Origin of the sequence: Thalassovita mediterranea, assembly GCF_001458435.1 — a bacterium.
Classification (GTDB): Bacteria; Pseudomonadota; Alphaproteobacteria; order Rhodobacterales; family Rhodobacteraceae; genus Thalassobius; species Thalassobius mediterraneus.
In genome coordinates, this window is record NZ_CYSF01000017.1 from 86,692 (window position 1) to 98,792 (window position 12,101).

Below are 12,101 nucleotides of genomic sequence, written 5' to 3' on the forward strand. Positions count from 1 at the left end.
AAAACCACTAGATCACATCACGCCGACAGGCGGGAAATCACCACGGTGACCTCAGGCTTTTTGCCAATCTCGATCTGAGCACTGCGGCGGGTGATTTTGCGCAGCTCATCTTCCAGCTTGTCGTCATCATCCAAGGTGCGCTGCGAGGCACGGCCCATGAACTGGCTCAGGTCCGCCTCCAGCACATCGACCAGCGGCGCGTTCGACTTGCCGGTTTCGGCCAGACCTTTCAGCTCGCACCACGGATCGCCCAGCGGTTCGTTGTCCTCATCCAGAATGACGGTGACCAGCACATGACCGTTCAGCGCCATACGGATCCGGTCGCGCACAATGCCGTCCAGCGCGCCATATTGCACCGAGCCATCCAAATAGGTGCGGCCCGTATCAACAAAACCACAGACACGCGGCGCATCGCCGGACAGTTCCAGCATGGTGCCGTTCACCGCGATGGTGGAGGCATAGCCGTTGGTTTCCGCCAGCTTGCTGTGTTCGCGCAGATGACGGTGTTCGCCGTGCATAGGGATGACCATTTCGGGATGCACCAGCTTGTGCATCTCAATCAGATCGGGGCGGTTGGCGTGGCCCGACACGTGGTAGCGGCCCCCGTGATCGTCAACCACATCCACACCCATTTCCGAAAACTGGTTCATGATGCGGATCACACCGCGTTCATTGCCCGGAATGGTCTTGGAGGAGAAGAGGAACAGATCGCCCTCTTTCAGGCTGATACCGTGGTATTTGCCGTTCGCCAGCTGGGCCGAGGCCGCGCGGCGTTCGCCCTGCGATCCGGTCACCAGCAGCATCAAGTTTTCGCGCGGGATCTCACGCGCCTCTTCGACGCTGACCACTTTGGGGAAATCAGCCAGCACACCAGTGGTGATCGCCGCCTCAATCATGCGGCGCATGGCGCGGCCCATCAGGCAGATCGACCGCCCTGCCCGCACGCCGGCCTCAGCCAGTGTTTTCACCCGTGCGACGTTCGAGGCAAAGGTGGTTGCCACCACCATGCCAGGCGCCTCTGCCACCAGCGATGTGATCTCATCCCCGATCGATGCCTCAGAGCGGCCAGCGACGGGGCTGAACACGTTGGTACTGTCACAGATCAGCGCTTTGACGCCGTTCTTGGACACAGTGGCCCACAGATCGGGATCGTAGGCTTCGCCCACAACCGGCGTTTTATCCAGTTTGAAGTCACCGGTGTGGATCAAGCGGCCCTTTGGCGTGTCGATGATCAACGCCGAGCTTTCGGGGATCGAATGCGACATTGGCAGGAACGCCACTTCCATCTCACCTGCCTTGATGCTTTCGGGCAGTGGCGACACGGTACGTACCACGTCGTCGGAATAGCCATATTCGCGCAGCTTGTGGCGGGCGATATTGGCGGTGAACGCACGGGCGTAGATCGGCGCGCCCAGACGTTCGTACAGGTGGCCAACCGCGCCAACGTGGTCCTCATGTGCGTGGGTGATGAAGATAGCGTCAAGGCGATCCTTACGCTCCTCCAGCCACGCGATATCGGGCAGGATCAGGTCCACACCCGGGGTGCCGTCCATATCCGGGAAGGTCACGCCCAGATCCACAAGGATCAAGCGCTCCTGATCCTCGGGGCCGTAGCCGTAGACGTAACAGTTCATTCCGATCTCACCCGCGCCACCGAGGGGGAGATAGATAAGGCGCTGGCTGCTCATATGTTGCCTTGGTCCTTGTTGTATTTGTGGATCACGGTCAGGCCGTGCATGGTCAGGTCATCTTCGATGGTGTCAAATAGGTGATCGCCCTTTTCAAACAAGGGCGCAAGGCCACCAGTGCCCACAACCTTCATCGGACGACCGTATTCTGCCTTGATTCGGCTGATGATGCCTTCGATCAGACCAGTATAGCCCCAGAAGACGCCAGATTGAATGCAGCCCACCGTATTGGTGCCAATAACGCGCTCAGGCTGGCTGACATCAACGTGCGGCAATGCCGCCGCGCCGGAGTGCAGCGCCTCAAGGCTGAGGTTCACACCGGGGGCGATCACGCCACCCACATAGGCGCCATCCTCTGCCACCACGTCAAAGTTGGTGGCGGTGCCGAAATCGACAACCACGGTATTGCCGCCATGGCGATCATAGGCCGCAACCGCATTGGCCAGACGATCTGGCCCCGGCTGGGTGCCTTGATCAACGCGTGGTGCCACCGGCAACAGGCAGTCGGGCTTGCCCACCACCAGCGGGCGACAGTTGAAGAAACGGTCAGTAAACACGCGCAGGTTCCACACCACGCGTGGCACGGTGGAGGAGATGATCACATCGGTGATATCTGCCTTGATCCCATAGTGATTGATCAGCGTCGAATACCAGGTGAAATAGGCATCAGCAGTCCGTGCATGGTGGGTCGACGTGCGCAGGGTGCACAGGAACTCTGTCCCGTCCCAGATCGAAAACACGGTGTTGGTATTGCCGCAATCAATGGTCAGAAGCATGAGGCCTCTCCCTACCCCTTTAGAAAAAAATCTCGGCCGCTGCGATGGTCACGCGGCCCTTGGCGGTGGATAGGACAAGATTGCCTGCCACGTCCACCGTCTCAAACGTGCCGACCTGTTCGTCACGCAGCGTTCGTGCGGTGATCACCTCACCCAGACGGGCGGCGCGGGCCAACCACAGGGTGCGGATCGGCTCAAACCCGTAGGTGGTAAACTGCGCCTCGTAATGGGCATAGGCACGGGCCAGCTCGGTCAGAAACTCATCCGGTGTGACCGCAGCGCCGGTTTCAGACAGTAGTGATACAGGCCGCAGAGCGCCCTCTTCCACCTGATCAGCGCCGGGCGCTGCCTTCAGGTTCACCCCAATGCCGATGCCGATGTGCATGACCTGCCCACCGGTGCCGACGCTTTCCAGCAGGATGCCCGCCACCTTGCCACCATTCAGCAGCACGTCATTGGGCCACTTCAGGCTCAACCCCTGCGGACGGCCTGTGACCGCCGCAAACGCATCGTACAGCGCCAGCGACGCCACGAAGGAGCGCAGCGCAACAACCTCTGGGCTTTCCTTGGGCTGCAGCACCAAAGTGGCGGCGAAGTTGCCCACAGGGTTCACCCAGGCACGCCCGCGCCGCCCCCGGCCCGCGGTTTGCTTCAGCGCCATGATCCATTCCGGCCCCGCCAGCTGCGGCGCCACGCGCGCCGCTTCGGCGTTGGTGCTGTCAATTTCTGCCAGCACACGGCGACCGTAGCCTGTAGGCCACCCATCCGGCAGCGCGCTTGCTGTGTGATCCAAACTGTCCTGCATGTCAGGCACTGCCTTTCAATGTTCCCCAAATACTCCCGCCGGAGGCGGAAACCCTCATCCCTCTAACGAAAAACGCGCATCAGGGCTACCCGATGCGCGTCCTTATGATGTTAGCGCGTCAAAGGCGCGGATCAGTTAACCAGCGCGGCAGCCGCCGCTTCGGCCCAGGCTTCAACACCCAGCAGGTTGATGCCAGGCAGCCATGCCAGACCGATGATCGCAGCCGATGCCATCAGCAAGACCCACAGAACAGGCGTGCCGGCCTTGTCCAGACCCTCTTCTGCCTCATCACCGAAATACATGTAGTAAACGATGCGCAGGTAGTAGAAGGCACCAATGACCGAGGCCACAACACCCAGCGCCGCCAGCCAGATCAGGCCTGCCTCATAGGCGGCTTGCAGCACGTAGAACTTGCCGAAGAAACCCACCATCGGCGGCACACCTGCGAGGGAGAACAGCAGAACCAGCATCGCCAGCGCCTTGCCCGGTTCGCGTTTCGCATACATGTTCAGCGCATTGATGTCGGTCACCGGTTGGCCGTCTTTTTCCATCATCAGGATGAAAGAGAAGGTACCGATGTTCATGGTCACATAGATCACCATGTAAATCAGCAGCGCCTGCACGCCAAAGGCGGTGCCAGCGGCCAGACCCATCATCGCATACCCCATGTGGGCGATCGACGAATAGGCCATCAGACGTTTGATGTCGCGCTGACCAATTGCAGCAACTGCGCCAAGGAACATCGACAAGAGCGACAGAACCGCAACCACCTGCTGCCAGTCGGCCACCACACCACCAAAGGCATCATGCAGCACACGGGCGAACAGTACGGTCGCCGCCACTTTCGGTGCGGTGGCGAAGAAGGCGGTCACGGGGGTCGGCGCGCCCTCGTACACATCCGGGGTCCACATGTGGAACGGCACGGCGGAGATTTTGAAGGCAAGGCCAGAGATCACCAGCACCAGACCGAACAGCAGACCCAGAGAGGTGTGGCCGTGGCCTGCTGCCTCGATAATACCGGCAAACTGCGTGGTGCCGGAGAAGCCGTAAACCAGCGACGAACCGAACAGCAACAGACCCGAGCTGAGCGAGCCGAGGACGAAGTATTTCAGGCCCGCCTCGGTCGATTTCACGCTGTCACGACGCAGCGACGCGATCACGTAGAGCGCCAGCGACTGCAGTTCCAGGCCAAGGTACAGCGCCATCAGGTCACCGGCGGAGACCATCACCATCATACCAACAGCGGCCAGCGCCATCAGCATTGGGTATTCAAACCGCAGCATATCGCGACGCGACATGTAGTCCTGCCCCATCACCAGCACAGCCGCGCTGGAGAACAGGATCGCAACCTTGGCGAAACGGGAATAACCGTCGTCGTTGAACATGCCGTTAAAGGCGATGTGGTCACCGGATCCGGTGGCAACCCACAGGCCCAGCACAACGAAGACAGCGGCAGTCACCCACGTCAGCAGCGGCGCCAGCCGGTCCTTGCCGGTGTAGACCGCAAACAACAGTGCGCCCATCGCGTAAACCGCCAGCAGGATTTCCGGCAGGATAATGTTCAGATCAGCCTGGATCATCTCTCTCAGGGCTCCCGTTAGTGCGACTGGACCGCAGCGGTGGCAGCACTCGGTGCCTCCGCAAGGGCCAGTTCATAGTTTTGGATCAGCGCCTCTACCGAGGGACCGATGATGTCGAGGACCAGCGATGGGTAAACGCCCAAGAGCAGGGTCATCACGACCAGCGGCGCAAAGATCGCGCGCTCACGGCCCGACATGTCGCTGATGGTCTTGAGGCTCTCCTTGATCAGGTCGCCCATCACCACGCGGCGGTAGAGCCACAGCGCATAGGCCGCCGAGAAGATCACGCCAGAGGTCGCGATCGCCGCCACCCAGGTGTTGACCTGGAAAATGCCCATCAGCGTCAGGAATTCACCGACGAAGCCAGAGGTGCCCGGCAGGCCGACGTTGGCCATGGTGAAGAACATGAAGATCAACGCATAGGCCGGCATCCGGTTGACCAGACCACCGTAGGCGTCGATCTCGCGGGTGTGCATGCGGTCGTAGATCACGCCCACACACAGGAACAGCGCACCCGAGATGAAGCCGTGGCTGATCATCTGGAAAATCGCACCGTCAATGCCCTGCTGGTTGGCGGCAAAGATACCCATGGTCACATAGCCCATGTGTGCCACCGACGAATAGGCGATCAGCTTTTTCATGTCTTCCTGCACCAGTGCCACAAGCGAGGTGTAGACAATCGCAATCGCCGACATCCACAGGATCAGCGGGGTCAGAACGTCCGACCCGATGGGGAACATCGGCAGGCTGAAACGCAGGAAACCGTAGCCGCCCATTTTCAGCAGGATTGCCGCCAGAACCACGGACCCCGCAGTCGGCGCCTGAACGTGGGCATCCGGCAGCCAGGTGTGCACTGGCCACATCGGCATTTTCACCGCGAACGATGCAAAGAAGGCCAGGAACAGCAGCGTCTGCATACCACCGACAACGTGAATGCCCAGAATGTCGAAGCTTTCAGAAGCAAAGCTGTGCGTCATCAACGAGGTTGCTTCACCACAGGCCGCGATACAGGTGGTGCCTGCATCTACATACATGCCGACCATCGCCACCAGCATCAGAACCGAACCGAGGAAGGTGTAGAGGAAGAACTTGAACGAGGCATAAATCCGGTTCGCACCGCCCCAGATACCGATGATCAGGAACATCGGGATCAGGCCTGCCTCAAAGAACAGGTAGAACAGCACCAGATCCAGCGCCATGAAGACGCCCAGCATCAGCGTTTCCAACAGGAGGAAGGCGATCATGTATTCCTTCACCCGTTTGGACACATCCCAGCTGGCCCAGATCACCAGTGGCATCATGAACGTGGTCAGCATCACAAACAGAACCGAGATGCCATCAACACCCAGACGGTATTTCAGGCCCAGCACCCAGTCGCGTTCTTCGACGAACTGGAAACCGGTGTTCTGTGGGTCAAATTCGGCCAGAATGAACAGCGACACCAGAAAGGTGACAACCGTGGTCACCAGCGCCACCCATTTGGCGTTGCGCTGTGCTGCGGCATTCGAACCGCGCAGGAAGATGGCCAGAATGACCGCCCCCAGCGTCGGAATGAATGTGACCAGAGAGAGCAAACTGTCAGTCATTAGTGCGCCCCTCCGCTGAGCGTCATCCAGGTAATCAGTACGACGATGCCAACCACCATCGCAAAGGCATAAGTGAAGATGTAGCCGGACTGCGCCTTACCTGCGAGGCGGGTGAAGAAGGGCACGATGCCCATCGCCACACCATTGAGGAAGCCGTCAATCACGGTGCCGTCGCCGCGTTTCCACAGGAACCGGCCCAGTGCCTGGGCGGGTTTCACGAAAATGGCGTCGTAGATTTCGTCAAAGTACCACTTGTTCAGCAGGAACAGGTACAGCGGACGGTTCGCCGCCGCCACACGTGCAGGCATCGACGGGTTCCAGATGTAGAACCACAGTGCGACGATAAAGCCGGTCAGCATGGCGATGAACGGGCTGATCTTGACCCATTTGGGGACATAGTGCGCCTCGTTCAACACGTCGTTGTTGACGCCTGCATAGATCGCGCCCTCACCGGGTTTGCCGGCCAGTACGTAATGCGGCTTGGCGTCTTTGCTGTGCCCGTCCTTGCTATGATCGTCCTTCGCCATGGCGTGATCGTCTTTGGTGTGATCGTCCTTCGCATGATCATCATGACCGTCTTTGGCCATTGCGTGACCATCTTTGCCGTGCCCATCTTTACCATGATCGTCGTGGCCTTCGGCGTGATGTTCTTCGGCGTGGTAGGGAACGCCGAACCATTGTGCGACCTTCTCAGTCTTGCCGAAGAAGACGTTATACCAGACCATACCGGCCAGAACCGCACCAATGGCCAGAACACCCAGCGGGATCAGCATGACGGTCGGGCTTTCATGGGCGTGTTCGTGGGTGTGTTTGTCCCCACGCTGTTCACCGTAGAAGGTCAGGAACATCAGACGCCAGCTATAGAAAGAGGTGAACAGCGCTGCGATCACCAGCATCCAGAAGGCGTAGCCGCCATTGGTGCCAGCATAAGCGGCCTCGATCACTGCATCCTTGGACAGGAAGCCTGCGAAACCAATGGTGGTCAGCGGAACGCCAACGCCAGTAATGGCCAGCGTACCGATCATCATCGCCCAGAAGGTCAGCGGCATCTTCTTGCGCAGGGCGCCGTAGTTGCGCATGTCCTGTTCGTGGTGCATGCCGTGGATCACGGAGCCCGCGCCAAGGAACAGCATAGCCTTGAAGAAGGCGTGAGTGAACAGGTGGAACATCGCGACCGAGTAAACGCCAACACCCGCAGCCACAAACATGTAGCCCAGCTGCGAACAGGTCGAATAGGCGATCACACGTTTGATGTCGTTCTGCACCAGACCAACAGTGGCGGCAAAGAACGCGGTGGTCGCGCCAAGGAAGGTGATGAAGGCCGTGGCCTCAGGCGCTAATTCCATCAGCGGCGACATGCGGCAGACAAGGAACACACCAGCGGTCACCATGGTGGCCGCGTGGATCAGTGCCGACACAGGTGTCGGGCCTTCCATCGCGTCAGGCAGCCAGGTGTGCAGCAGCAGCTGAGCTGATTTACCCATCGCACCGATGAACAGCAGGAACGCCAGAAGGTTCGCCGCGTTCCAATCGCGCCACAGGAAGTGCAGGTTGGTTTCCGCCAGCTCGGGCGCCTTGTCGAAGATCGCTTCGAATTCAATGCTGCCGGTCAGCATGAACAGGCCAAAGATCCCCAGCGCAAAGCCGAAATCCCCCACGCGGTTCACAACAAACGCTTTGATCGCTGCAGCGTTGGCCGAGGGTTTCTTGTAGTAAAAACCAATCAGCAGGTAGGACGCAACGCCCACACCTTCCCAGCCAAAGAACATCTGAACAAGGTTGTCAGAGGTGACCAGCATCAGCATCGCAAAGGTAAAGAACGACAGGTAGGCAAAGAAACGTGCCTTGTAATGTTCGCCCTCTTTCCACGCGTGGTCATGCGCCATGTAGCCAAAGCTATAAAGGTGCACCAGCGCCGAGACCGAGGTTACAACAACCAGCATGATCGAGGTCAGGCGATCCAGACGGATCGACCAAGCGGTCTGCAGGTCGCCGGAGTTGATGAAATCCAGAATATGGATGTGTTTCGCCATCGACGGGTCGTGGGTCAGGAACACAATCCAGCTGAGAAGTGCAGCAAGGAACAGCAGGCCAGTGGTCAGGACTTGCGCGCCCTTTTCACCGATATAGCGCCAGCCGAACCCGCCAATGAGCGCCCCGACGAGGGGCGCAAAGAGGATAATCTTTTCCATCTGGATCAGCCTTTCATCACGTTGACGTCTTCCACAGCGATCGTGCCGCTGTTGCGGAAGAAGCAGACCAGGATCGCCAGACCAATCGCTGCTTCAGCTGCCGCAACGGTCAGCACAAACAGCGTAAAGACCTGACCAACCAGATCGCCCAGGAAGCTGGAGAAAGCCACAAGGTTGATGTTCACCGACAGAAGCATCAATTCGATGCTCATCAGCAGAATGATGACGTTCTTCCGGTTCAGGAAGAGACCGAAGATGCCGATGACGAACAGCGCGGAGGCCACCGTCAGGTAATGTTCTAGTCCAATCATGTCAGTCCCTCGGGGTTTGCCCCATCGTCGTTTATTTCATCGCGCCCCGATCTTGGCTCGGGGCCTCTTATTTTTAGCGCGTCTCTATACGCGCCCGTATCTTCTGCCCCTGCGGGCAAGGTGCCGGATCACCTCCGGCACGCGCGGGCGTGGGTTACAACCCCTGCCCCGGTTTCACGTCCTTCAGCTCCATCGCCTCAGTCGGATCGCGCCACATCTGGGCCAGAACGTTCTGGCGTTTGACGTGGGTGCGGTGGCGCAGGGTCAGGACGATCGCACCGATCATCGCAACCAGCAGAACCAGACCCGACAGCTGGAACAGCAGGAAGTATTGGTCATACAGCAGCAAACCCAGCGCAGCGGTGTTCTGCATATCCGCAGGCGCCACAGCCGCACGGTTTTCCAGCGCGTGTTCTGCGTAATCCCATGCGCCGTAGGCCAGACCGAATTGCATCAGCAGGACCACACCGATCAGCAGTGCGATGGGCATGTATTTCGCCATCTCTGCCTTCAGCTCGGCGAAATCGACATCCAGCATCATCACCACAAACAGGAACAGAACCGCCACGGCGCCGACGTAAACGATGATCAGCAACATCGCGACGAATTCGGCACCCAGCAGCACGAACAGCCCTGCAGAGCTGAGGAAAGCCAGGATCAGCCACAGCACCGAATGCACCGGGTTACGGCTGATCACGGTGAACAGCCCGCCGGTCACGGCGCAGATGGCGAACAGGTAGAAAGCCAGCGCAGCAATCGTCATGTTTCTTTGTCCTCTTTGTCAGCCATGACTTCGCGGGCACATTCCATTGCCTTGGTCATGGCGGGTATGCCGGCAAACATCGACATCTGGGCGATGGTTTCGGCGATTTCGTCTTTGCTGGCCCCGGCTTCCAGTGCGTGGCGCACTGTCATCCTGAGACCCGTTTCATTCTGTGCGCCCTGCATGGTCAGACCGGCAAGGGTCAAAAGCAGGCGTGTCTTGGCGTCCAGCCCTGATTGGCTGAGGCCACGGCCAAAGATCATCTCCATGAAGTCTTTGGGCATGGTGGGCCACAGCGCCTCATATCCTTTGAACGCATCCTGCGGGCTGAAGTTTTCCAGCGCAGGGTTCATGGCTTTGGCCATCTGCTGCGCCTGCTTCATCATCATTTCAAAAGGATTGTTGGGGGTGTCGTTCATTTAACGCCCTCCAAACGCGCCACCAGATCGGCCATCGCGTCATCCCATGCGGCACTATCGCCGCTATCGGCCCACAGTACGGCCATTTCGGACGCATCCCCGCTGATCCGCGCCAGTGCAACCAGTGCCATCGCGGGCAGGTCGTCATGTTCGGCCACCTGATCGGCGTGTTCGCCAACTGTTTCTGCAACGTCGGATCCCAGATCACCACCGGCATCAAAGGCCAGCGCAACAATCTCTGCCGCAGCGCGGGCCGCCGATCCCATGTCGAGGTCGAGGTAATCCCCAGGCTCCAGATCTGCCACATCCTGAAGGGCAGCGCGTACAGCTTCTACGCCCGCGCCTGCATACTCCTCTTCGAGCCAGTCGAGAGCAGTATCGTCTTCAAATGTGCCAACACCCATAGCGCCCATGGTCGTTTCCTCTCTCTGCCGTCGCGTTAGCGATACGGCGCGTCCAGTTCCAGATTGCGCGCGATCTCTGCTTCCCAGCGTTCACCGTTTTCCAGCAGTTTTGCCTTGTCATAGAACAGTTCTTCGCGGGTTTCGGTCGCAAACTCGAAGTTCGGGCCTTCGACAATTGCGTCTACCGGACAGGCTTCTTGGCAGAAACCGCAGTAGATACATTTGGTCATGTCGATGTCATAGCGGGTGGTGCGGCGCGAACCGTCGTCGCGGGGTTCCGCGTCGATGGTGATCGCCTGTGCCGGACAGATCGCTTCGCACAGTTTACAGGCGATGCAGCGCTCTTCGCCGTTGGGATACCGACGCAGCGCGTGTTCACCACGAAAACGTGGGCTAAGCGGGCCCTTTTCGTGTGGGTAGTTCAGGGTGGATTTGGGAGCAAAGAAATACTTCAGCCCCAGTTTGAACCCTTTGACGAAATCGCTCAGCAGAAAGTAGCCTGCGGCCCGTTTGTAATCAACGTTAGCCATGGGTTAACCTCCAATCGCCCAGCGGGCATAGGCGCCGCCGAAAGCTTCGAATTTTGCAAGGAACGCGACCAAAACCACCCAGCCCAGCGACAGCGGCAGGAACACTTTCCAACCAATGCGCATCAGCTGGTCGTAGCGGTAACGCGGCGTGATCGCCTTCACCATTGCGAAGATAAAGAAGAAGAAGGCCATTTTCGCCACCATCCACAGCACACCATCCGGCAGGCCGGGGATCGGCGACAGCCAACCACCAAAGAACAACAGCGAAGTCAGCGCACACATCAGGAAGATGGCGATGTATTCACCGGCCATGAACAGCAGGAACGGGGTGGAGGAGTATTCCACCTGATAACCGGCCACCAGTTCGGATTCCGCTTCGGGCAGGTCGAACGGCGGGCGGTTGGTTTCCGCCAGACAACTGATGAAAAACAGGAACACCATCGGGAAGTGCGGCAGCCAGTACCAGCTGAAGAAGCCGTAATCGCCGTCCTGCGCACGTACGATGTCACCGAAGTTCATCGACCCGGTCGAGATGATGATGCCGATGATGATCAGCCCCAGCGATACCTCGTAGGAAATCATCTGTGCTGCCGACCGCAGCGAGCCGAGGAACGGGTATTTGGAGTTTGACGCCCAGCCGCCCATGATCACGCCGTAAACCTCTAGCGAGGAGATGGCGAAAACAAACAGGATCGCGACGTTGATGTCGCTCAGCACCCAGCCGTCGTTGAACGGGATCACCGCCCAGGCGAGGATCGCCAGAACAAAGCTCATCAGCGGCGCGAGGAAGAAGACCGGCTTGTCCGCACCAGCGGGCACAACCACCTCTTTCATCACGTATTTCAGCGCATCCGCCACCGATTGCAGCAGGCCAAAGGCGCCCACCACGTTGGGGCCACGGCGCATCTGCACAGCGGCCCAGATCTTACGGTCGCCGTAAACCAGAAACAGCAGGGAGATCATCACAAAGGCCACAACGGCAAGACATTGCGCCACGATGATGACTGCTATTCCGAGGGGGGTGGTAAAAAACTCTGCCATTAGGTC

Annotated in this window: 12 protein-coding genes; all 12 read right to left on the reverse strand. The window is 59.0% G+C overall.

Annotated features, from left to right (window positions below; genetic code table 11):
* Positions 1 to 17: 17 nt before the first annotated feature.
* Positions 18 to 1,688: a ribonuclease J gene (locus TM5383_RS14030; RefSeq protein ID WP_058319675.1), complete on the reverse strand. Its 1,671-nt coding sequence runs from the start codon at positions 1,686 to 1,688 to the stop codon at positions 18 to 20.
* A complete protein-coding gene (locus TM5383_RS14035; RefSeq protein ID WP_058319676.1) occupies positions 1,685 to 2,464 on the reverse strand; it encodes a type III pantothenate kinase in 780 nt (259 codons plus the stop codon). The genes TM5383_RS14030 and TM5383_RS14035 overlap by 4 nt, the downstream gene beginning before the upstream one ends.
* A 19-nt stretch (positions 2,465 to 2,483) precedes the next feature.
* A complete protein-coding gene (locus TM5383_RS14040) occupies positions 2,484 to 3,269 on the reverse strand; it encodes a biotin--[acetyl-CoA-carboxylase] ligase (RefSeq protein WP_058319677.1) in 786 nt (261 codons plus the stop codon).
* Positions 3,270 to 3,400: 131 nt separating this feature from the next.
* Positions 3,401 to 4,849 (reverse strand): NADH-quinone oxidoreductase subunit NuoN, encoded by a 1,449-nt coding sequence (nuoN, locus tag TM5383_RS14045; protein WP_058319678.1) that lies wholly within the window; start codon positions 4,847 to 4,849, stop codon positions 3,401 to 3,403.
* Between the two features lie 17 nt (positions 4,850 to 4,866).
* Positions 4,867 to 6,435 (reverse strand): NADH-quinone oxidoreductase subunit M, encoded by a 1,569-nt coding sequence (locus TM5383_RS14050; protein WP_058319679.1) that lies wholly within the window; start codon positions 6,433 to 6,435, stop codon positions 4,867 to 4,869.
* Entirely contained in the window at positions 6,435 to 8,627 is a 2,193-nt protein-coding gene (gene nuoL / locus TM5383_RS14055) for an NADH-quinone oxidoreductase subunit L (protein WP_058319680.1), read from the reverse strand. Before nuoL ends, TM5383_RS14050 begins: the two co-directional genes overlap by 1 nt.
* 5 nt (positions 8,628 to 8,632) lie before the next feature.
* Positions 8,633 to 8,938: an NADH-quinone oxidoreductase subunit NuoK gene (gene nuoK / locus TM5383_RS14060; RefSeq protein WP_058319681.1), complete on the reverse strand. Its 306-nt coding sequence runs from the start codon at positions 8,936 to 8,938 to the stop codon at positions 8,633 to 8,635.
* A gap of 154 nt (positions 8,939 to 9,092) precedes the next feature.
* Entirely contained in the window at positions 9,093 to 9,701 is a 609-nt protein-coding gene (locus tag TM5383_RS14065; protein WP_058319682.1) for an NADH-quinone oxidoreductase subunit J, read from the reverse strand.
* Entirely contained in the window at positions 9,698 to 10,120 is a 423-nt protein-coding gene (locus tag TM5383_RS14070; RefSeq protein WP_058319683.1) for a carboxymuconolactone decarboxylase family protein, read from the reverse strand. Before TM5383_RS14070 ends, TM5383_RS14065 begins: the two co-directional genes overlap by 4 nt.
* Positions 10,117 to 10,533: a DUF4259 domain-containing protein gene (locus TM5383_RS14075; protein WP_058319684.1), complete on the reverse strand. Its 417-nt coding sequence runs from the start codon at positions 10,531 to 10,533 to the stop codon at positions 10,117 to 10,119. Before TM5383_RS14075 ends, TM5383_RS14070 begins: the two co-directional genes overlap by 4 nt.
* Before the next feature lie 26 nt (positions 10,534 to 10,559).
* Positions 10,560 to 11,054 carry an NADH-quinone oxidoreductase subunit NuoI gene (gene nuoI, locus TM5383_RS14080; protein WP_058319685.1) on the reverse strand — a complete coding sequence of 165 codons (495 nt, stop codon included), beginning with the start codon at positions 11,052 to 11,054 and terminating at the stop codon, positions 10,560 to 10,562.
* A 3-nt stretch (positions 11,055 to 11,057) separates the two neighbouring features.
* On the reverse strand, positions 11,058 to 12,095 hold the full coding sequence (nuoH, locus tag TM5383_RS14085) for an NADH-quinone oxidoreductase subunit NuoH (RefSeq protein ID WP_058319686.1): 1,038 nt from the start codon (positions 12,093 to 12,095) through the stop codon (positions 11,058 to 11,060).
* Between the last annotated feature and the right edge of the window lie 6 nt (positions 12,096 to 12,101).

Coding starts and splice junctions, on each gene's coding strand:
- nuoK (WP_058319681.1), bottom strand. CDS start 8,938: ATGATTGGACTAGAACATTACCTGACGGTGGCCTCCGCGCTGTTCGTC.
- nuoH (WP_058319686.1), bottom strand. CDS start 12,095: ATGGCAGAGTTTTTTACCACCCCCCTCGGAATAGCAGTCATCATCGTG.
- nuoI (WP_058319685.1), bottom strand. CDS start 11,054: ATGGCTAACGTTGATTACAAACGGGCCGCAGGCTACTTTCTGCTGAGC.
- TM5383_RS14075 (WP_058319684.1), bottom strand. CDS start 10,533: ATGGGCGCTATGGGTGTTGGCACATTTGAAGACGATACTGCTCTCGAC.
- TM5383_RS14040 (WP_058319677.1), bottom strand. CDS start 3,269: ATGCAGGACAGTTTGGATCACACAGCAAGCGCGCTGCCGGATGGGTGG.
- TM5383_RS14065 (WP_058319682.1), bottom strand. CDS start 9,701: ATGACGATTGCTGCGCTGGCTTTCTACCTGTTCGCCATCTGCGCCGTG.
- nuoN (WP_058319678.1), bottom strand. CDS start 4,849: ATGATCCAGGCTGATCTGAACATTATCCTGCCGGAAATCCTGCTGGCG.
- TM5383_RS14030 (WP_058319675.1), bottom strand. CDS start 1,688: ATGAGCAGCCAGCGCCTTATCTATCTCCCCCTCGGTGGCGCGGGTGAG.
- TM5383_RS14035 (WP_058319676.1), bottom strand. CDS start 2,464: ATGCTTCTGACCATTGATTGCGGCAATACCAACACCGTGTTTTCGATC.
- nuoL (WP_058319680.1), bottom strand. CDS start 8,627: ATGGAAAAGATTATCCTCTTTGCGCCCCTCGTCGGGGCGCTCATTGGC.
- TM5383_RS14070 (WP_058319683.1), bottom strand. CDS start 10,120: ATGAACGACACCCCCAACAATCCTTTTGAAATGATGATGAAGCAGGCG.
- TM5383_RS14050 (WP_058319679.1), bottom strand. CDS start 6,435: ATGACTGACAGTTTGCTCTCTCTGGTCACATTCATTCCGACGCTGGGG.